The sequence below is a fragment of the Agromyces flavus genome (assembly GCF_900104685.1).
GTDB classification, from domain to species: domain Bacteria; phylum Actinomycetota; class Actinomycetes; order Actinomycetales; family Microbacteriaceae; genus Agromyces; species Agromyces flavus.
Genome location: NZ_LT629755.1, coordinates 1111599 through 1132450, shown reverse-complemented (window position 1 = coordinate 1132450; position 20852 = coordinate 1111599). Strand labels below are relative to the sequence as shown.

The 20852-nt window shown below is 69.7% G+C and carries 13 protein-coding genes; 1 reads left to right on the top strand and 12 read right to left on the bottom strand.

Annotated features, from left to right (window positions below; translation table 11 throughout):
• Positions 1-7: 7 nt before the first annotated feature.
• The 8 genes from gap to coaE form a co-directional block, all read right to left on the bottom strand.
• Positions 8-1012, bottom strand: a complete 1005-nt coding sequence (gene gap, locus BLT99_RS05335; RefSeq protein ID WP_092669907.1) for a type I glyceraldehyde-3-phosphate dehydrogenase — start codon at positions 1010-1012, stop codon at positions 8-10.
• A 102-nt stretch (positions 1013-1114) separates the two neighbouring features.
• The gene (locus BLT99_RS05330; protein WP_092669905.1) at positions 1115-1741 is read right to left on the bottom strand and encodes a superoxide dismutase; all 627 of its coding nucleotides are present in this window, start codon (positions 1739-1741) and stop codon (positions 1115-1117) included.
• A 129-nt stretch (positions 1742-1870) separates the two neighbouring features.
• A complete protein-coding gene (gene whiA / locus BLT99_RS05325; RefSeq protein ID WP_092669903.1) occupies positions 1871-2851 on the bottom strand; it encodes a DNA-binding protein WhiA in 981 nt (326 codons plus the stop codon).
• Positions 2852-2905: 54 nt separating this feature from the next.
• Entirely contained in the window at positions 2906-3778 is an 873-nt protein-coding gene (rapZ, locus tag BLT99_RS05320; RefSeq protein ID WP_092669901.1) for an RNase adapter RapZ, read from the bottom strand.
• A gap of 42 nt (positions 3779-3820) precedes the next feature.
• Entirely contained in the window at positions 3821-5773 is a 1953-nt protein-coding gene (uvrC, locus tag BLT99_RS05315) for an excinuclease ABC subunit UvrC (RefSeq protein WP_092669899.1), read from the bottom strand.
• Between the two features lie 5 nt (positions 5774-5778).
• On the bottom strand, positions 5779-8670 hold the full coding sequence (gene uvrA, locus BLT99_RS05310) for an excinuclease ABC subunit UvrA (RefSeq protein ID WP_092669897.1): 2892 nt from the start codon (positions 8668-8670) through the stop codon (positions 5779-5781).
• A gap of 107 nt (positions 8671-8777) precedes the next feature.
• On the bottom strand, positions 8778-10841 hold the full coding sequence (uvrB, locus tag BLT99_RS05305; protein ID WP_092669895.1) for an excinuclease ABC subunit UvrB: 2064 nt from the start codon (positions 10839-10841) through the stop codon (positions 8778-8780).
• An 86-nt stretch (positions 10842-10927) separates the two neighbouring features.
• The gene (coaE, locus tag BLT99_RS05300) at positions 10928-11545 is read right to left on the bottom strand and encodes a dephospho-CoA kinase (protein WP_092669893.1); all 618 of its coding nucleotides are present in this window, start codon (positions 11543-11545) and stop codon (positions 10928-10930) included.
• A gap of 53 nt (positions 11546-11598) precedes the next feature.
• Here coaE and BLT99_RS05295 point away from each other — a divergent pair, with 53 nt between their 5' ends.
• Positions 11599-12207, top strand: coding sequence for a DUF4126 domain-containing protein (locus tag BLT99_RS05295; protein ID WP_092669891.1), 609 nt, complete (start codon positions 11599-11601; stop codon positions 12205-12207).
• Positions 12208-12345: 138 nt separating this feature from the next.
• On the opposite strand, the gene rpsA is transcribed toward BLT99_RS05295, so the two are convergent.
• The 4 genes from rpsA to ppsA all read right to left on the bottom strand — a co-directional run bounded on the left by rpsA (position 12346) and on the right by ppsA (position 20755).
• A complete protein-coding gene (gene rpsA / locus BLT99_RS05290) occupies positions 12346-13794 on the bottom strand; it encodes a 30S ribosomal protein S1 (RefSeq protein WP_092669889.1) in 1449 nt (482 codons plus the stop codon).
• A 143-nt stretch (positions 13795-13937) separates the two neighbouring features.
• On the bottom strand, positions 13938-15602 hold the full coding sequence (locus BLT99_RS05285; RefSeq protein WP_092669887.1) for a DUF885 domain-containing protein: 1665 nt from the start codon (positions 15600-15602) through the stop codon (positions 13938-13940).
• A gap of 66 nt (positions 15603-15668) precedes the next feature.
• Positions 15669-18356, bottom strand: a complete 2688-nt coding sequence (polA, locus tag BLT99_RS05280; RefSeq protein WP_092669885.1) for a DNA polymerase I — start codon at positions 18354-18356, stop codon at positions 15669-15671.
• 62 nt (positions 18357-18418) lie between these two features.
• Positions 18419-20755 carry a phosphoenolpyruvate synthase gene (gene ppsA, locus BLT99_RS05275; RefSeq protein ID WP_092669883.1) on the bottom strand — a complete coding sequence of 779 codons (2337 nt, stop codon included), beginning with the start codon at positions 20753-20755 and terminating at the stop codon, positions 18419-18421.
• Positions 20756-20852: the final 97 nt, after the last annotated feature.

Here is a 20852-nt window from a genome sequence, read left to right as displayed (position 1 = left end):
ACTCGCCTCAGAGTCGCTCGGCCACGTACTCGGTGAGGTCGACCAACCGGTTCGAGTAGCCCCACTCGTTGTCGTACCAGCCCGACAGCTTGACCTGGTCGCCGATCACGCGCGTCAGTCCGGCGTCGAAGATGCAGGAGTACGGGTCGGAGACGATGTCGCTCGAGACGATGTCATCCTCCGTGTACTTGAGGATGCCCTTCAGCGAGCCCTCGGCGGCCTTCTTGTACGCCGCCTTCACCTCGTCGACCGTCACCGGGCGCGAGCTGGTCACGGTGAGGTCGGTGATGGAACCGGTCGGGACCGGGACGCGCAGCGCGAAGCCGTCGAGCTTGCCGCGCAGTTCGGGAAGGACGAGGCCGATCGCCTTCGCGGCGCCGGTCGAGGTCGGCACGATGTTGATCGCCGCGGCGCGCGCACGCCGGAGGTCCTTGTGCGGACCGTCCTGCAGGTTCTGGTCGGCCGTGTACGCGTGCACCGTGGTCATGAGCCCGCGCTCGATGCCGAACTCGTCGTTGAAGACCTTCGCGAGCGGCGCGAGGCAGTTCGTGGTGCAGGACGCGTTCGAGATGATGTGGTGGTTCGCGGGGTCGTACGACTCCTCGTTGACGCCCATCACGAAGGTGGCATCCTCGTCGGTCGCCGGAGCGGAGATGAGGACCTTCTTCGCACCCGCGTCGATGTGCTTGCGCGCGTCGACGGCCTTGGTGAAGAACCCGGTCGACTCGATGACGATGTCGACTCCGAGCTCGCCCCAGGGCAGGTTGGCGGGGTCGCGCTCGGCGAACGCCTTGATCGCCTTGCCGTCGACGATGATGTGGTCGTCGTCGTAGTCGACCGTCGCGCCGAGCGGCCCGGTGACGGAGTCGTACTTCAGCAGGTGGGCGAGCGTCTTGTTGTCGGTGAGGTCGTTCACGGCGACGATCTCGAGGTCGGCGCCCTGCGCGAGGGCTGCTCGGAAGTAGTTGCGGCCGATGCGGCCGAAGCCGTTGATGCCGATCTTTACGGACACGGGTGTCTCCCTGTCGTGAAGGCGCGATCGCGCGATCGAGATGGATCTGATGGGGCTGATCGGACGGCGGTGTCCCCGGACGGAGCCCGGGGACACCATCCGCTATGACAGTAGCAGCAGGCCTGAGGTCTTCTCAGAGGCGGCCGTGAAGCGCTGCTGGACGTTCTCCCAGTTCGCGATGTTCCAGAACGCCTTGACGTAATCGGCACGCACGTTCTTGTAGTCGAGGTAGTAGGCGTGCTCCCAGACGTCGAGCATCAGCAGGGGCACGATGCCCGCGGGCAGGTTGCCCTGCTGGTCGAAGAACTGCACGATGATCGGGCGCCGGCCGATCGAATCCCACGCGAGCACCGCCCAGCCGGACCCCTGCACGCCGAGCGCGGTCGCGGTGAAGTGCGCCTGGAACTTGTCGAACGATCCGAAGTGGTCGTCGATCGCCGAGGCCAGCTCGCCGGTGGGCTTGTCGCCGCCGTCGGGCGAGAGGTTGGTCCAGAAGATCGAGTGGTTGACGTGGCCGCCGAGGTTGAACGCGAGGTCCTTCTCGAGCTTGTTCACGTTGGCGAGGTTGCCGGAGTCGCGCGCCTCGGCCAGCTGTTCGAGGGCGGTGTTCGCACCGGTCACGTACGCCTGGTGGTGCTTCGAGTGGTGCAGCTCCATGATCGTGCCGCTGATCGACGGCTCGAGGGCCGAGTAGTCGTAGGCGAGTTCAGGGAGGGTGTAGTCAGCCATTGCTTCTCCTTGTCAGCAGCCGGGCGTCCCGGACCTCTGCCCGGGTGGACCGCGGCTTCCTCGATCCTATGCCCGGGGCCGCGACGGATGACGGGGGTTGACGCTCTTCGGCGCCGGTTCGCCGAGCGCTCAGACGTCGTCGAGGTCTGGCGGCAGGTTGGCCTCGGTGCCGGGTACGCCCAGCTCGGCGGCGCGCTTGTCGGCCATCGCGAGCAGTCGGCGGATGCGGCCGGCGACCGCGTCCTTCGTCAGCGGCGGGTCGGCATGATGGCCGAGCTCGTCGAGGCTCGCGTCGCGATGCGCGAGGCGGAGCTCGCCGGCGTACTTGAGGTGGTCGGGGATCTCCTCGCCGAGGATCTCCATGGCGCGCTCGACGCGGGCGCACGCCGCGACCGCGGCCTGCGCCGAGCGACGCAGGTTCGCGTCGTCGAAGTTCACGAGCCGGTTCGCGGTGGCGCGAACCTCTCGACGCTGCCGGAGTTCCTCCCAGTTGCGCACGGTCTCGGTCGCACCCATGAGCGCGAGCATCGCGCTGATCGCCTCGCCGTCGCGGATGACGACGCGGTGGACGCCGCGGACCTCGCGCGCCTTGGCCGCCACCCCGAGCCGGCCCGCGGCCCCGACGAGCGCCATCGCCGTCTCGCCGCCGGGGCAGGTCACCTCGAGCGCGGCGGACCGGCCCGGATCGGTGAGGCTGCCTCGCGCCAGGAACGCACCGCGCCAGACCGCGGCGACGTCGTCGCGCGAGCCGGTCGTGAGCTTGTTCGGCAGCCCGCGGACGGGCCGCCGGCGCGCGTCGAGCAGGCCGGTCTGGCGCGCGAGGGTCTCGCCGCCGTCGAGCACGCGCACGAGGTACTGGTTCGTGCGGCGCAACCCGGACGCCGAGATGACCGAGACGTCGGGACGGACGCCGTACAGCTCGCCGAGGTCGCGGGTCACGCGCCGCGCAATGGTCGGCGAATCCAGCTCGGCCTCGATGGCGATGCGCCCGGAGATGATGTGGAGTCCGCCGGCGAACCGGAGCACCGAGGCGAGTTCGGCGGCGCGCACCGACGTCTTCGTCACCTCGACCTTCGCGAGCTCCTCTTTCACCTCAGCCGTCAGGGCCACGTGGTCGTCCTCTCTCTCGCTGTCATCCGTCGTGGGCGCCCCTCGGGCGCCGGGTCATTCGCGGCCGAGGTCGCGGTGCTTGACGCTGACCGCGAGCCCCGGGATGCTCCGGAGTCGCGCGGCCAGCTCACGCACCATCGCGACGGAGCGGTGCTTGCCGCCGGTGCAGCCGATCGCGATCATCGCGTGGCGCTTGTTCTCGCGCTGGTACCCCTCGAGCACGGGGCGGAGCGCCTCGACGTACGCGTCGAGGAACTCGCGGGCACCCGGCTGGTCGAGCACGTAGTCGCTGACCCTCTGGTCCTCGCCGGTGAGGGGCCGCAGTTCATCCTGCCAGAACGGATTGGGCAGGAAGCGCGCGTCGGCGACGAGGTCGGCGTCGGCCGGCACGCCGTACTTGAAGCCGAAGCTCTGCACGGCGACCTGGAGGCCCGCGCGATCGGCCTCGGCGAACGTGTCGGTCACGAGGTTGGCGAGCTGGTGGATGTTGAGGTCGGACGTGTCGACGATGATGTCGCTCGCCTCGCGGACCCCCGCCACGCGGGAGCGTTCCGCCGTGATGCCGTCGAGCAGCGTGCCGTCGCCCTGCAGCGGGTGCGGGCGCCGCACGGACTCGAAGCGGCGCACCAGGACGGCATCGGCGGCATCGAGGAACACCACGCGCACGTTCACGCCGGCGCGGAGCGCCTGCACGATGTCGCGGAACTCGGAGAAGAAATCGCCGCCTCGGATGTCGACGACCGCCGCGATGCGCGGCAGCGACGCGCCGGCGCGCTCGACGAGCTCGACGAGCGGGCGAAGCATCTGCGGCGGGAGGTTGTCGACCACGTACCAGCCGAGGTCCTCGAGCGCGTCGGCGACCGTCGAGCGCCCCGCGCCGGACATCCCCGTGACGATGAGCATCTCCTGTCGGTCGCCGTCGCCCATGGTGTCGGCGCTCCCTTCCTGCAACTCCCCCGGCCACCCAGCCTAGTCGGCGCTGGACCCGGCCTGATCGTGCAGGTGCGTGCGGATGGCGCCCGCGAGGGCCGGTCCGATGCCCGGTACTTCCGCGATCGCCCCCTCGTCGGCGCCCCGGAGCCGCGCGACCGAGCCGAAGTGCTTCAGGAGCGCCTTCACGCGGGCCGGGCCGAGGCCCGGCACCTCGCTGAGCACGGTGCCGATGTCGCGCTTGCGGCGCTGGCGCTGGTGCGTGATGGCGAACCGGTGCGCCTCGTCGCGGACGCGCTGGAAGAGGAACAGTGCGTCGCTGTTGCGCGGCAGGATGACCGGGAAGTCGGACTCGGGGGTCCAGATCTCCTCGAGCCGCTTGGCGATGCCGCAGAGGTAGATGCCCTGCACGCCCGATTCACGGAGCGCCCGCTCGGCGGCGGCGACCTGCGGCTGGCCGCCGTCGACGACGAGGAGGTTGGGTCGGTACGCGAACTTCCTGCGGCGCTCGGGCGCCACCGGGGCATCTGCCGCATCGGACCCGCCTGCGTCGGCATCGGGGCTCATCGCCCGGCCGGCCGGATCCTCGGAGGGCTTCGCGAGGTAGGCGAGCCGGCGCGTGAGCACCTGGTGGATGGAGTCCGTGTCGTCGGTCGAGTTGGGGATGGTGAACCGGCGGTACTCGTCCTTGCGCGCCAGCCCGTCCTCGAAGACGACCATCGAGGCGACGATGTTCGTTCCGCTCAGGTGCGACACGTCGAAGCACTCGATGCGCAGGGGCGCGTCAGCCATGCCGAGGGCCTCCTGGATGTCCTCCAGGGCCTGCGAACGGGTCGTGAAGTCGGCGCTGCGGCGGGTCTTGTAGAGCATGAGGGCCTGCTTGGCGTTCTGCGTCGCGGTCGCGAGCAGCTGGGCCTTCGCTCCGCGCTGCGCCACGCGCAGTCGGACGTTGCGGCCGGCGAGCCCGGTGAGCCACGCCTCGAGCGCCTCGGCGTCGTCGGGCAGCTCGGGCACGATCACCTCGCGCGCCGGTGTGACATCGTCGCCGTACGCGTTCTCGACCACGAAGCCGACGAGCTCGCCGAACGGCACGTCGAGCTCCTTGTCGACGGTCCACGACCGCTCGCCTCGGATCCGCCCGCCGCGCACCATGAACAGGTGCACCGCGGCGGCGAGTTCGTCGTGCTCGATGCCGAACACGTCGAGGTCGACCCGGTCGCCGAGGACGACCGCGCTCTTCTCGAAGAACGCCGTCGCGGCCTGCAGCTGGTCGCGCTTGCGGGCCGCGGTCTCGTAGTCCTGCTCGGCCGCCGAGGCGCGCATCTCGCGCTCGAGGTCGCGCATGATGCGGGGATCCTGGTTCTGCATGAACGCGACGAACCGATCGACGTTCGCCCGGTGCTCGTCGATGGTGACCTTGCCCGAGCACGGCCCGAAGCACCGGCCGATCTGGCCGGCGAAGCACGGCTTGCCGGTCGCCATCGCGCGCCGGTAGTCGCTGTCCTTGCACGTGCGGATCGGGAACAGCTTGATGAGGATCTCGAGCATGTCGGTGACGGCCCACATCTTCGGGTAGGGGCCGAAGTACCGCGCACCCGGGATGCCGCGCTTGCGAGAGACCATCGCCCGCGGCGCCTCGTCGGCGAGGGTCACCACGAGGTAGGGGTAGGACTTGTCGTCCTTGAATCGCACGTTGAACGGCGGTTTCAGCTCGTTGATCCACGTGATCTCGAGGTTGAGGGCCTCGACGTCGCTCGCGACCACCGTCCATTCCACCGACGCCGCGCTGAGCACCATGCGCCGGGTGCGCTCGTGCAGGCTGTACAGCGGTGCGAAGTAGTTCGACAGCCTCGCGCGCAGGTTCTTCGCCTTGCCGACGTAGAGCACGCGCCCGTCGGCGTCACGGAATCGGTAGACGCCCGGGCGGGTCGGGATCTCCCCCGGCCGCGGGCGGTACGGGACGCCCTCGTTCCTCGATCGTGCCGTGCTCATCCTCGTCAGCTGGCGACCTCGACGTGGGCGGACGCCGCGTCGAAGATCTCGCGCAGGAAGTACCCCGTGTGGCTCTCGTGCACGTCGGCGACCTGTTCGGGCGTGCCGACCGCGACGACCTGGCCGCCGCCGGATCCGCCCTCGGGACCGAGGTCGATGATCCAGTCGGCCGACTTGATGACGTCGAGGCTGTGCTCGATCACGATGACGGTGTTGCCCTTGTCGACCAGCTTGCCCAGCACCTTGAGGAGCTTGCGCACATCCTCGAAGTGGAGGCCGGTGGTCGGCTCGTCGAGCACGTAGACGCTGCGGCCGTTGGATCGCCGCTGCAGCTCGGTGGCGAGCTTGACGCGCTGCGCCTCGCCGCCCGAGAGCGTGGTGGCGCTCTGGCCGAGCTGGACGTAGCCGAGGCCGACGTCGACCAGCGTCTTCAGGTAGCGGTGGATCGCAGAGATGGGCTCGAAGAACTCGGCCGCCTCGCTGATCGGCATCTCGAGCACTTCGGCGATGTTCTTGCCCTTGTAGTGCACCTGCAGGGTCTCGCGGTTGTAGCGCTTGCCGCCGCACACCTCGCACGCGACGTAGACGTCGGGCAGGAAGTTCATCTCGATCTTGATCGTGCCGTCGCCCGAGCAGGCCTCGCAGCGACCGCCCTTGACGTTGAAGCTGAAGCGCCCCGGGAGGTACCCGCGCGCCTTGGCCTCGGTGGTCTCGGAGAACAACGTGCGGATGCGGTCGAACACGCCCGTGTACGTCGCGGGGTTCGAGCGAGGGGTCCGGCCGATCGGCGCCTGGTCGACGTGCACCACCTTGTCGAGATGGTCGAGCCCGCTCACGCGGCGGTGCTTGCCGGGCACCTTGCGAGCGCCGTTGAGCCGGTTGGCGAGCACGCGATAGAGGATGTCGTTGACGAGGGATGACTTGCCCGAGCCGCTCACGCCGGTCACCGCGGTGAACGTGCCGAGCGGGAACGAGACGTCGACGCCTCGCAGGTTGTTGGCCTGGGCACCCTCGACCGTGATCATGCGCTCGGGGTCGACCGGTCGACGGCTCGACGGGATCGCGATCTCGCGACGACCCGCGAGGTAGTCGCCAGTGATCGACCGGGTGTTCTTGACGAGGTCGGCGTAACTGCCGCTGTGCACGACGGTGCCGCCGTGGATGCCGGCGCCTGGACCGATGTCGACGATCCAGTCGGCCGTGCGGATGGTGTCCTCGTCGTGCTCGACCACGATGAGCGTGTTGCCGAGGTCGCGCAGCGCCACGAGGGTGTCGATGAGCCGTCGGTTGTCGCGCTGGTGGAGTCCGATGCTGGGCTCGTCGAGCACGTAGAGCACGCCGGTGAGTCCGGAGCCGATCTGCGTGGCGAGCCGGATCCGCTGCGCCTCGCCGCCCGAGAGCGTGCCGGCGGCGCGAGCGAGGTCGAGATAGCTGAGGCCGACGCGGATGAGGAAGTCGAGCCGGAGCTTGATCTCGCGGAGCACCTGGGCGGCGATGGCCTGCTCGCGCTCGGTGAGCTGCAGCCGGTCCATGAAGGAGCGTGCGTCGTGCAGGCTGAGCCGGCAGACGTCGGCGATCGACGCGTCGTGGATGAGGACGGACAGCACTTCGGGCTTGAGCCGATCGCCCTCGCACACCGGACACGGGACCTCGCGCAGGTACTCGGCCCAGCGCGCGCGCTGCACGTCGGTCTCGGCCTGCAGGTACTGCCGCTCGATGTAGGGCACGACGCCCTCGAAGCCGGAGGTGTAGCTCATCTCGCGCCCGTACCGGTTGCGCCAGCGCACCTTGACCTCGAAGTTGTCGCCGCGGAGCACCGCGTTGCGGGCACCGCCCGGCAGCTCTTCCCATGGGGTGTCGAGCGAGAAGCCGAAGTCGCGGGCGAGGCCGTCGAGCAGCTTCTCGTAGTAGTTGTAGAGACTCTTGCCCTGGGAGGTCCACGGCAGGATCACTCCCTCGGCGATGCTCATCGTGGGGTCGCCGAGCAGGAGGTCCTCGTCGACCGACATCCGCGTGCCGAGACCCGAGCATTCGGGACACGCCCCGAACGGCGCGTTGAACGAGAACGTGCGCGGCTCGATCTCGGTGAGCGCGATGGGGTGCTGGTTCGGGCAGCTCAGCTTCTCGGAGAACGTCTGCCACGCATCGTCGCCCTCGAGGGCGACGTAGTTGATCTGCACGAGCCCGTCGGTCAGGCGCAGCGCGGTCTCGAGCGAGTCGGTGAGGCGGCCCAGCATCTCGTCGGAGGCCACCAGCCGGTCGATGACGACCGAGATGTCGTGCTTGACCTGCTTCTTCAGCAGCGGCGGCTCGTCGAGCCGGATGAGCTCGCCGTCGACCACCGCCCGGGAGTACCCCTGCGAGGAGAGCTCGCGGAAGAGGTCGACGAACTCGCCCTTCTTCTGCGAGACCATCGGGCTCAGGATCTGGAAGCGCGTTCCGGACGGCAGCTCCATCAGCTGGTCCGCGATCTGCTGCACGGTCTGGCGCTGGATGCGCTCGCCGCAGACGGGGCAGTGCGGCACGCCGATACGCGCCCAGAGGAGGCGCATGTAGTCGTAGATCTCGGTGATCGTGCCGACCGTCGAACGCGGGTTGCGGTTGGTCGACTTCTGGTCGATGGACACCGCGGGGCTGAGGCCCTCGATGAAGTCGACGTCGGGTCGGTCGACCTGGCCCAGGAACTGGCGCGCGTAGGCGGACAACGACTCGACGTAGCGGCGCTGGCCCTCGGCGAAGATGGTGTCGAACGCGAGCGACGACTTGCCCGAGCCCGACAGGCCGGTGAACACGACCATCGCATCGCGCGGGATCTCGACATCGACGTTGTGCAGGTTGTGCACGCGGGCACCGCGGACGCTCAGGCGCGAGTGGGCATCGAGACGTGAAACTGGCACCCTACGAGTGTACGAACCGCCTCCGACACTCCCGCCCGGATCGCACGCGCTGAGAGCGAACACACGTTCGATTCTCGGCTCATCGGCCTCCGGCTCCCTCGCCGGACTCAGGCGAGGTGCCCCGCCTTCTCCATCTGGCGGAGCTCGCGCTTGAGCTCGGAGACCTCGTCGCGGAGGCGCGCCGCGAGCTCGAACTTGAGCTCGCCCGCCGCCTCGAGCATCTGCTCGTTCAGGTCGCGGATGAGCTCCTCGAGGTCGTTCGCCCCGGCCGCGGCGATGCCCTCGCGCTTCATCGGCACCGGGGAGGTCTTCCGGGTGTCGCGCCCGGCCAGCAGCGCCGCGGTGTCGGCGCCCTCGCGTGCGAGCACCTCGGTGATGTCGGCGATGCGCTTGCGCAGCGGTGTGGGATCGATGCCGTTCACCCGGTTGTACTCGAGCTGCTTGTCGCGCCGGCGGTTGGTCTCGTCGATGGCCGAGGCCATCGACTCGGTCATCACGTCGGCGTACATGTGCACCTCGCCGGACACGTTGCGCGCGGCGCGCCCGATCGTCTGGATGAGCGAGGTCGACGAGCGCAGGAAGCCCTCCTTGTCGGCGTCGAGGATCGCGACGAGCGACACCTCGGGCAGGTCGAGGCCCTCGCGGAGCAGGTTGATGCCGACGAGGACGTCGTAGACGCCGGCCCGCAGCTCGGTCAGCAGCTCGACCCGGCGGAGGGTGTCGACATCGGAGTGCAGGTAGCGCACCCGCACGCCGGCCTCGGTGAGGAAGTCGGTCAGCTCTTCGGCCATGCGCTTGGTGAGCGTGGTGACGAGCACGCGCTCGTCGCGCTCGGCGCGCACGTGGATCTCTTCGAGGAGGTCGTCGATCTGGCCCTTGCTGGGCTTCACGACGATCTCGGGGTCGACGAGACCGGTCGGCCGGATGATCTGCTCGACCACGCCGTCGGCCACGCCCATCTCGTAGGACCCGGGCGTCGCGGACAGGTAGACGGTCTGACCGACGCGAGCCTTGAACTCATCCCACTTCAGCGGGCGGTTGTCGAGCGCGCTGGGCAGGCGGAACCCGTGCTCGACCAGCGTGCGCTTGCGGGAGGCGTCACCCTCGTACATCGCGCCGATCTGCGGAACGGTCACGTGCGACTCGTCGATGACGACGAGGTAATCGTCGGCGAAGTAGTCGAGCAGGCAGTGCGGCGCCTCGCCGGGAGCGCGACCGTCGATGTGCCGCGAGTAGTTCTCGATGCCCGAGCAGAACCCGATCTGCTCCATCATCTCGAGGTCGAAGGTCGTGCGCATGCGGAGGCGCTGCGCCTCGAGCAGCTTGCCCTCGCGCTCGAGCTCCTGCAGGCGCTCGTCGAGCTCGTCGCGGATCGTGCCGATCGCACGCTGCATGACATCGGTGCTGGCGACGTAGTGGGACGCGGGGAACACCGCCACCGCGTCGAGCTTCGAGATCACCGACCCGGTGAGCGGATGGAGGCTGTGCAACGCCTCGACCTCGTCGCCGAACATCTCGATGCGGATGGCGTGCTCTTCGTAGACCGGGATGATCTCGATCGTGTCGCCACGGACGCGGAAGGTGCCACGCGAGAACGCGACATCGTTGCGCTGGTACTGCATCGACACGAACTTGCGGATCAGCCAGTCGCGGTCGAGCCGCTGGCCCACCTGAAGCGGCATCATCGCACTGAGGTACTCCTCGGGCGTGCCGAGGCCGTAGATGCACGACACGGTCGAAACCACGACGACATCGCGTCGGCTCAGCAGCGAGTTCGTGGTCGAGTGCCGCAGCCGCTCGACCTCGGCGTTGATCGACGAGTCCTTCTCGATGAACGTGTCGGTCTGCGGCACGTAGGCCTCGGGCTGGTAGTAGTCGTAGTACGAGACGAAGTACTCGACCGCGTTGTTCGGCATGAGCTCGCGGAACTCGTTCGCCAGCTGGGCGGCGAGGGTCTTGTTGTGCGCGAGCACGAGCGTGGGCCGCTGCACCTGCTCGATGAGCCAGGCCGTGGTCGCCGACTTGCCCGTACCGGTGGCGCCGAGCAGCACCACGTCGGTCTCGCCGGCGTTGATCCGCCCCGCGAGATCGGCGATCGCCTGCGGCTGGTCACCGCTCGGCGCGTACTCGCTGACGACCTGGAACGGGCGCACGGAACGGGTCGACTGCATGGATTCGAGTCTAGGTCGGCCCTCCGACACGCGGCCCGGGTACGCCGACAGCGAAGCGGACGGCGCCGCCCCGCGCCATCCGGACCCTACGCTCGCTTCGCCCGGCGCTCGCGATCGATGCGGACCCAGAGGTCGTCGGCCTGGCTCATGGTGTGCGCGAGCGAACCGCCGGTGTCGATCACCACGTCGGCGACGGCGCGACGATCGGCGTCGCTGACCTGCGCGTCGACGCGCGCCTCGGCCTGGATCGGGTCGAGCCCGCGCTCCCGGACGAGGCGCTCGACCTGCGTGCGCTTGGGTGCGCTCGTGACGACGATGAGGTCGAACGGGTGGTCGACCTGCGCTTCGACGAGCAGCGGCACGTCGTAGACCACGACCGCGTTCGGGTCCTCCTGCTCGGCCTTCGCGATGAGCCGACCGGAGAGCTCGCGGACCGCGGGGTGGACGATCGCGTTGAGGCGCGCACGCGCACCTTCCTCGCGGAAGACGATCTCGCCCAGCTTCTGCCGGTCGAGCATGCCGTCATGGGTCACGACGCCCTCGCCGAACTCGCGCATGATGGCGTCGAGGCAGGCGCTGCCGGGTTCGACGACACGCCGCGCGAGCTGGTCGGCATCGAGGTGGATCGCACCGTGCTCGACGAGGCGGCGGGCGACGGTGGACTTTCCGGAGGCGATCCCCCCGGTGAGGCCGATCAGGTACACGTCTCCCACCCTATCCGTGTGCCACACTCGACTTCGAACCGTCAGGAGGCGACGTGCTCGAAGTCCTCACCGCATCAGGCCTGGCGCTCGCCGCCGGCCTCAACGCGTGGATTCCGCTGCTCGTCCTGGGCGCGCTCGATCGCTTCACCGATCTCGTCGACCTGCCCGTGGGCTGGGAGTGGCTCGCGAACGAGTGGGTGCTGCTGGTCCTCGTGGTGCTCCTCATCGTCGAGGTCGTCGCCGACAAGGTCCCGGGGCTCGACTCGCTCAACGACATCGTCCAGACGGTCGTGCGGCCGACCGCGGGCGGACTCGCGTTCGGCTCGGGCGTGGGTGCGTCGACGGTCGCGGTCACCGATCCCGAGGCGTTCTTCACCTCGCCCGATTGGATCCCGGTGGCCGTCGGGGTCGTGCTCGCGCTCGGCGTGCACCTGGCCAAGGCCGGAGTGCGTCCGGTGGTGAACGCCTCGACGGCCGGCGTGGGCGCGCCGGTCGTGAGCACCGTGGAAGACGTGGGCAGCGTGCTGCTGTCGTTCCTCGCGATCCTCGTCCCGGTGCTGATCGTGATCGCGCTCGGGGTCATGATCGGGCTGGTCGTGGTGGTCGTCCGTCGTCGGCGGCGACGGCGAGCCGGAACGGATGTCGCCGCGCCCGGATCCTGACGCGGTGACCGCCCCGCCCACCCGCTCCGGCAGGCGTAGCGGCACCGGTACGATGGACGCCCGGCGTCTGGGCTCCGCCGCAGACGCCGGAAGGCCGGCCCCCTGCGGGACCGGCCTTCCGTGGTGCGTTCGGGCTTGCTAGTTGCTCGAGAGCTTCTCGCGCAGTGCCGCGAGCGACGCGTCGTCGGCGAGCGTGCCGCCCGACGAGGACTCGCTCGTGTACGACGAGGTGCCCGACGAGAACGAGTCGTCCGAAGCCTGGGCCGCGAGCGACGACGCGACCTGCTTCTTGTGCGCCTCCCAGCGAGCCTGGGCGGCAGCGTACTCCTGCTCCCACTTCTCGCGCTGGGCCTCGAAGCCCTCGCGCCACTCGTTGGTCTCGGGGTCGAAGCCCTCGGGGTACTTGTAGTTGCCCTGCTCGTCGTACTCGGTGAGCATGCCGTAGAGCGCCGGGTCGAACTCGGTGCCCTCGGGGTCGACGCCCTCGTTGGCCTGCTTGAGCGAGAGCGAGATGCGGCGACGCTCGAGGTCGATGTCGATGACCTTGACGAAGACCTCCTCGCCGACCGACACGACCTGCTCGGCGAGCTCGACGTGACGACCCGACAGCTCGGAGATGTGCACGAGGCCCTCGATGCCGTCGGCCACGCGGACGAACGCGCCGAACGGCACGAGCTTCGTGACCTTGCCCGGGGTGACCTGGCCGATCGCGTGCGTGCGCGCGAAGACCTGCCACGGGTCCTCCTGGGTCGCCTTGAGCGACAGCGAGACGCGCTCGCGGTCGAGCTCGACGGAGAGCACCTCGACGGTGACCTCCTGGCCGACCTCGACGACCTCGGACGCGTGCTCGATGTGCTTCCACGAGAGCTCGGAGACGTGGACGAGGCCGTCGACGCCACCGAGGTCGACGAACGCACCGAAGTTGACGATCGACGAGATGACGCCCTTGCGGATCTGTCCCGGGTGGAGGTTCTGCAGGAAGGTCGAGCGCGACTCCGACTGGGTCTGCTCGAGCAGCGCACGGCGCGAGAGCACGACGTTGTTGCGGTTCTTGTCGAGCTCGAGGATCTTCGCCTCGATCTCCTGGCCGAGGTACGGCGTGAGGTCGCGGACTCGGCGGAGCTCGATGAGCGACGCGGGAAGGAAGCCGCGCAGGCCGATGTCGACGATGAGGCCGCCCTTGACGACCTCGATGACCGAGCCGGTGACGACGCCGTCGTTCTCCTTGATCTTCTCCACGTCGCCCCACGCGCGCTCGTACTGCGCGCGCTTCTTGGACAGGATCAGACGGCCTTCCTTGTCCTCCTTCTGGAGGACGAGGGCCTCGACGGTGTCGCCGACGTTGACGACCTCGCTGGGGTCGACGTCGTGCTTGATGGAAAGTTCGCGTGAGGGGATGACACCCTCGGTCTTGTAGCCGACGTCGAGGAGGACCTCGTCGCGGTCGATCTTCACGACGGTGCCCTCGATCAGGTCGCCGTCGTTGAAGAACTTGAGCGTCTTCTCGACCGCGGCGAGGAAATCGTCAGCAGATCCGATGTCGTTGATCGCGACCTGCTTGGGCGCCTTGGTCGTTGCGGTTGTCATGTAGTGGATGCTCCGTTATGGACAAAATCAGGCCCGTCGCGGAAAGAGCGTGTTGTAGGACCGCGGCGGGCAGGCGGACATGGATGTCACACGAGTGACGCTCCATCCTAGCCTCAACGCCCGTTCGGCGGCAACCACGCCCCTCAGCCGGCCAACGCCCGGCGAAGCGTGTCGAGTCCGACGCCTCCGAGGGCGAGTGCCCGTGAGTGGAAGGAGCGGATGTCGAATCCGTCGCCCTCGCGTCGCCGCACGTCCTCGCGAAGCTGTTCCCAGATCCGCTGGCCGACCTTGTAGGACGGCGCCTGGCCCGGCCAGCCGAGGTAGCGATGCACCTCGAAGCGGACGAACTCGGGCGGCATGTTCACGTTCGCGCCCATGAACTCGAACGCGTACTCCCCCGTCCAGGCGCCCTGGCCGTCGGGTCGCGACTTGCCGAGGTGCACGCCGATGTCGAGCACGACGCGGGCCGCGCGCATCCGCTGCCCGTCGAGCATGCCGAGCCGGTCGGCGGGGTCGTCGAGGTAGCCGAGCTCCTCCATGAGCCGCTCGGCGTAGAGCGCCCAGCCCTCCGCGTGCCCCGACGTGCCCGCGAGCTGCCGCCGCCAGGTGTTCAGGAGCCCGCGATTGACGACCGCCTGGCCGATCTGCAGGTGGTGGCCCGGCACGCCCTCGTGGTAGACGGTCGTCTTCTCGCGCCACGTGTCGAACTCGGTGACGCCCTCGGGCACGGACCACCACATGCGGCCGGGGCGCGAGAAGTCGTCGCTGGGACCGGTGTAGTAGATGCCGCCCTCCTGCGTGGGCGCGATCAGGCACTCGAGGGTGCGGATCTCATGCGGGATGTCGAACTGGGTGGCGCCGAGCTCGGCCACGGCACGGTCGCTCGTCTCCTGCATCCAGCGCTGCAGCGCATCGGTGCCGACCAGCTTGCGGGAGGGATCGGCCTCGAGGTGCGCGACGGCCTCGGCGACGGAGACACCCGGCAGGATCTCCCGCGCGATGGCCTCCTGTTCCGCGACCATGCGGGCGAGCTCCTCGATGCCCCACTCGTACGTCTCGTCGAGGTCGATCACCGCGCCGAGGAACCGGCGGGACTCGAGCGCGTACACGTCACGGCCGACGGCGTCCGCGTCGCCGGCGCTCGGAGCGAGCTCCCGCTCGAGGAAGTCCGCCAGGCGCTCGTAGGCGGATGCCGCGGCACCCGCGCTCCGGTCGAGCTCGCCCCGGAGCGCCTCGCCCGTGTGCTCCCCCGCACCTGCGACGAACGTGGGGAAGAAGCCGTCCGGGCGGGCGTGACGCCGAGCCTGCACGGCGACCTCGCGGACCTGCCGCACCGCCGGCACGACGCCCCTGCGGATGCCGAGGCGGAGCGTCTCGATGTAGCCGTCGATGGCCCCCGGCACGGCGCCGAGCCGCGTGGCGATGCGCTCCCACTCGGGCGTGCCGTCGGTCGGCATGAGGTCGAAGACCTCGCGGATGTCCTGCGCCGGGCTCGCGATGACGTTGAGGTCGCGCAGGTGCAGCTCGGCGGCGTCGCTCTCGAGGTCGAGATCGAGTTCGCTGCCGAGGTCGGCCACGGTGATCCGGTCGACGTCGTCGGCCGGTGAGGCGGCGCGAAGCGCGGCCAGCGCCGCTCGCTTCGCCTCGATGCGCGCCGCGTGCCCGTCGGGCGAGAAGTCGGGCAGGCGGTGATCGTGGTCGGTGCGCCCGATGTAGGTCCCGGCGATGGGGTTGAGCCCGACGATCGTGTCGACCCAGTCCTCGGCGACGCGGTCGACATCGGTGGGCGTGCGCACTGCGGTGGCCATGCGGGCGAGCCTAGACGAGCGGATGTCGCAGCCGCACCTGCGAGGACTCCTCGCCTCGGCCGGCGATCAGTGCGCGGCGTCCTCCCAGTCGCGACCACGCCCGACCTGCACGTCGAGCGGCACGAGCAGGTCGGCGGCGTGCGACATCCGATCGTGCACGATCGCCTCGACCTCGTCGCCCTCGCCGGCCGCGACCTCGAAGATGAGCTCGTCGTGCACCTGCATGAGCATGCGCGAGCGCAGCTCGCGAGCTCGCAGCTCGCGCTCGACCCCGATCATCGCGAACTTCATGATGTCGGCGGCCGAACCCTGGATGGGCGCGTTGAGCGCGGCACGTTCGGCGTTCTCGCGCAGCACGCGGTTCGGGCTGTTCAGGTCGGGGAACGGTCGACGGCGACCGAAGATCGTCTCGGTGTACCCGTCGAGCCGGGCCTGACCGACCACGCCGCGGAGGTAGTCGCGCACCGCACCGAAGCGCTCGAAGTACTCGTTCATGAGCTGCGTCGCCTCGGCGCGGTCGATGCGGAGCTGCTTGGAGAGGCCGAACGCGCTGAGTCCGTAGGCGAGGCCGTACGACATGGCCTTGACCTTGGTGCGCATGAGCGGGGTCACGTCGGCCGGGTCGACGTCGAAGATGCGCGCGCCGACGAACCTGTGCAGGTCTTCACCCGAGTGGAACGCCTCGATGAGACCCGGGTCCTGGGAGAGGTGCGCCATGATCCGCATCTCGATCTGCGAGTAGTCGGCGGTCAGCAGCTCGGCGTACTCGGTGCCGTAGGTGAAGGCCGCACGGATGCGTCGCCCCTCCTCGGTGCGGACGGGGATGTTCTGCAGGTTCGGATCGGTCGACGAGATGCGACCGGTCGTGGTGCCGACCTGCACGTAGCTCGTGTGCACGCGGCCGTCGGACTGGATGGACTTGTCGAGCGCATCGACGATCTGGCGGAGCTTCGTCGCGTCGCGATGCTCGAGCAGCAGGCCGAGGAAGGGGTGCGGGTGCGACTCCTGCAGGTCGGCGAGCGCACCGGCGTCGGTCGAGTACCCGGTTTTGGTCGCCCGCGTCTTGGGCATGCCGAGCTGGTCGAAGAGCACCTCCTGCAGCTGCTTGGGCGAGCCGAGGTTCACCTCGCGTCCGAGCTCGGCGTAGGCCGCCTCGGCGAGCGACGCCGCCCGCTCGCCAAGCTGCGCCGACAGGTCGGCGAGCTTGCCGTGCTCGACGGTGACGCCGCGCAGTTCCATCTCGGCGAGGATCGCGACAATGGGGATCTCGATGTCGGCGAGCACGCGACGCGAACCCTCGGAGAGCGCCGCGAGCACGACCGGCGCGACCCGGAGCGAATACCACGCGAACTCGGGCGCGCCGGCGGTCGAGTCGGCGTCGGGGACGAGCTGCGACGGGTCGGCCATGGGCACGGTCTCGCCGAGGTAGCGCGAGACGAGGTCGGGCAGGTCCTTCTCGACGAGGCTGGGGCGCATGAGCCATCCGGCCACGAGGTTGTCGACGACCAGGCCCTCGAACGCGAGGCCGGAGCGGCGCATCGCCTTGAGCTGCGGCTTCGCATCGGTCATGATCTTGGGCGCATCGCTCGCCAGCCACCGCTCGAACGGCTCGAGGTCGGGCGTGCCGGGCTTCCAGGCGAGCTGTACGGACTCGGTGCTCGTCGCGATGCCGGCGCCGATGACCTTGCCGTCGAGCGTCTCGAGGCTGAGACCGAGCCCGGCGGGCTCGGCCACTGTCGCGCGCTCGAACCAGGTCGCCAGCTCGGCGCCGTGCAGCTCGCGCGGCGTCGGGGCCGTCGCCGCGGGCTCGGGCTCGGCCGCGAGCGCCGCCGTGCCATCGGCGGTGAGCCCGTTGGACTCGGCCGCCATCTTGCTCACGCGCTCGAGGAGCGTCTTGAACTCGAGCCGGTCGAAGAGCTCGCGGACCGCCGCCTCGTCCATCGGCTGGGCGGCGAGCTGGTCGAGCTCGAGGTCGAGTTCGAGGTCGCGCACGAGCCGGTTGAGCCTGCGGTTGCGGACGGCGTTCTCGCGCTCGCGCCGGAGGTTGTCGCCCACGACGCCCTTGATCTCGTCGATGTGCTCGAGGATGCCGTCGAGGCTGCCGTAGAGCCCGAGCCACTTCACCGCGGTCTTCTCGCCGACCTTCGTGATGCCGGGCAGGTTGTCGCTCGTCTCCCCGACGAGCGCGGCGACGTCGGGGTATTGCTCGGGCCGCACGCCGTAGCGCTCGACCACGGCGTCGGCGTCGTAGCGCTTGAGCTGCGAGACGCCCTGCACGTTGGGGTAGAGCAGCGTGACGTCGTCGTCGACGAGCTGGATCGTGTCGCGGTCTCCCGAGACGACGAGCACCTCGTAGCCCTGTTCCTTTCCCCGCGTGGCGAGCGTGGCGAGGATGTCGTCGGCCTCGAAGTCCTCTTTCTCGAGCACCGTGATGCGCATCGCGCGCAGTGCGTCCTTCAGGAGCCCGATCTGGCCCTTGAACTCGGGCGGCGTCTGGCTGCGGTTGGCCTTGTACTCGGTGTACTCGCGCGTGCGGAACGACTGGCGCGACGTGTCGAACGCCACCGCGAGGTGGGTGGGCCGCTCGTTGCGCAGCAGCATGAGCAGCATCGAGAGGAAGCCGTGGATCGCGTTGGTGTGCTGCCCGTCGCGCGTGCTGAAGCTGTCGACGGGCAACGCGTAGAAGGCGCGATAGGCCAGCGAGTGGCCGTCGACGACGAGGAGGGTGGGCTTTTCGAGGGTGGGGCTCGGCACCCACCAAGACTACAAGCGGCCACCGACGCCCGATCGTCCTCGGCGCCGGGCCGCGCGAGTGCTCAGCCGTCGCCCGAGTGCCGTGCCGCGTCGAGGAGGATGCGCCGCTCGGCGGAGGCGATCACCCGACGCGTGCGGTCCGCGGCATCCGGGTTCACCGAGATCGAGTCGATGCCGAAGCGTACGAGGTGCTCGGCGAACGCCGGCGAGTTCGAGGGCGCCTGGCCGCACAGCGACGACGTGATGCCGGCGGCGTGGCAGGCCGTCACGATGCGCTCGATGGCGTCGAGCACGGCGGCATCGGATTCGTCGAAGAGCTCGGCGCAGATCTCCGAGTCCCGGTCGACGCCGAGCATCAGTTGCGTCAGGTCGTTGGAGCCGATCGAGACGCCGTCGATGCCCATCGCGGCATACTCGGGGATCCGGTAGACCACCGAGGGGACCTCGGCCATCACCCAGCGCTTGAGTCCGCGCTGGCGGCCGAGCGGGCTCGCGTCGATGAGTTCGAGGCATGCCTCGAGTTCCCAGCGCGTGCGCACGAACGGCAGCATGACGTTGAGGTTCGGCGTCTCCTCCCGCACGCGCGCGAGCACCTCGAGCTCGAGCGAGAAGAGCTCGGGCTCCTTCACGTATCGATAGGCCCCGCGATAGCCGATCATGGGGTTGTTCTCCTGCGGCTCGAACCGGTCGCCGCCCTCGAGCCCGCGGAACTCGTTCGTGCGGAAGTCGATCGAACGGTAGACCACGGGCCGTCGACCGAACGCGCGCGTGACCGTGAGCAAGGACGCGCTCATGCGGCGGACGAACTCCTCGCGCTCGCCCCTCGCCAGCATCTCGCGCGGGTGCAGGCCGCCGAGCGCGTCGGTGATCATGAACTCGGCGCGCAGCAGTCCCACGCCGTCCACGTCGAGCGCCGCGACGTCCGTGGCGCGCTCGGCGATCGCGAGGTTGACGTAGAGCTTCGTCGCGAGCGGCACGGCGGCCACTGCGGGCGCCGCGGCCGAGACGGAGACGGGCGCGGGGGCGGGGGTGCCGGATGGCGCGACATCCGCGCCCTCGACGACCTCGCCGTTCGCCCCGTCGACCGTGACCAGCTCGCCGTCGCGCAGCACGTGGGTCGCGGTCCTCGCGCCGACGACGGCGGGGACGCCGAGCTCGCGCGCCACGATGGCGGCGTGGCATGTCATGCCGCCGCCGTCGGTCACGACCGCGGCCGCACGTCGCATCGTCGGGACCCAGTCGGGGTTGGTCATGGGCGCCACGAGGATCTCCCCCGCCTGCAGCGCCGCCCCGTCCTCGGGACCCTGCAGGATCCGCACCCGCCCGCTCACGCGGCCGGGCGCCGCGGCGAGGCCGCGCAGCAGCACGGTCCCGACCGGAGCCTTGCCGGGCTCGCCCGCCCCATCCCCTGATGGCGTCACCGTGGGACCGCCGAGCGTCGTGACCGGCCGCGACTGCAGCATCCAGAGCCGCCCGTGGGAGTACGCCCACTCGGTGTCCTGCGGCTCGCCGTAATGGGCCTCGACGCGCAGGCCCAGCGCCGCGACCTCGAGCACCTCGTCGTCGGTGAGCACCCTCGCGTCCGCCAACGCGGGCTCCAGTTCTTCCCGGCGCACCGTCCCGTCGTCGATCGCGGCGAGACGGTGGGTCTGGCGGCCCACGCGAATGGAGACCAGCCGCGGTCCGTCCTTGCCGACGATGTAGGTATCGGGCTCGACCGCGCCCGACACGACGACCTCGCCGAGCCCCAGTGCCGCCTCGATCACCATGTGGTCGCGCGCGCCGGTCGACGGGTCGACGGTGAACATCACGCCCGAGCGGTCGGAGACGATCTGGGTCTGGATGACGACCGCGAGCTCGGGTTCCTCGTCCATGCGCTGGCTCGCGCGGTAGGCGATGACGCGGTCGCCGTAGAGCGAGGCCCAGCAGTCGCGGATCCGCTCGATGACCTCGTCGTCGCCGACCACGTTGTTGTACGTCTCGTGCATGCCGGCGAACGACGTGCCCTCGGCGTCCTCCGACGTCGCCGACGACCGCACCGCCACGGCGATGCGGTCGCCCAGTCGGTGGTACTCGTCCAGGATCGCCCGGCGGACGTCATCGGGGACCGCGAGGCCCTCGACCGTCTCGCGCAGGTCGGCCGCCGCACTCGCGAGCGCCGCCGGATCGTCGACCACGTTCGCGGCCGCGCGGAACCCGTCGAGCAGACGCTGCCGGACTCCGGCCCCGTCGATCGCGTGGAGGTAGGCCTCGGCGGTCACCACGAAGCCGGGAGGGATGGGCAATCCTGCGGCCGTCATCTCACCGAGGTTCGCCCCCTTGCCGCCGACCGAGCCGGCGTCGCCCAGGCGAACCTCCTCGAACCGGCTGACCAGCGTGGTCGTGGCGTCGTGCAGCATGCGCGTGTACCCCTCGTTCCGGACGGAACCGGGCCGGAGCGGGCCCGGGATACACCCACACTCGCCTACGCCGCCGAGCGGTCGTAGGGCCGGAGGG

What these genes read in the sequence shown, in the direction of transcription:
- BLT99_RS05330 (WP_092669905.1), bottom strand. Translation starts at nt 1,741, where the DNA reads ATGGCTGACTACACCCTCCCTGAACTCGCCTACGACTACTCGGCCCTC.
- rapZ (WP_092669901.1), bottom strand. Translation starts at nt 3,778, where the DNA reads ATGGGCGACGGCGACCGACAGGAGATGCTCATCGTCACGGGGATGTCC.
- uvrC (WP_092669899.1), bottom strand. Translation starts at nt 5,773, where the DNA reads ATGAGCACGGCACGATCGAGGAACGAGGGCGTCCCGTACCGCCCGCGG.
- uvrB (WP_092669895.1), bottom strand. Translation starts at nt 10,841, where the DNA reads ATGCAGTCGACCCGTTCCGTGCGCCCGTTCCAGGTCGTCAGCGAGTAC.
- rpsA (WP_092669889.1), bottom strand. Translation starts at nt 13,794, where the DNA reads ATGACAACCGCAACGACCAAGGCGCCCAAGCAGGTCGCGATCAACGAC.
- BLT99_RS05285 (WP_092669887.1), bottom strand. Translation starts at nt 15,602, where the DNA reads ATGGCCACCGCAGTGCGCACGCCCACCGATGTCGACCGCGTCGCCGAG.
- ppsA (WP_092669883.1), bottom strand. Translation starts at nt 20,755, where the DNA reads ATGCTGCACGACGCCACGACCACGCTGGTCAGCCGGTTCGAGGAGGTT.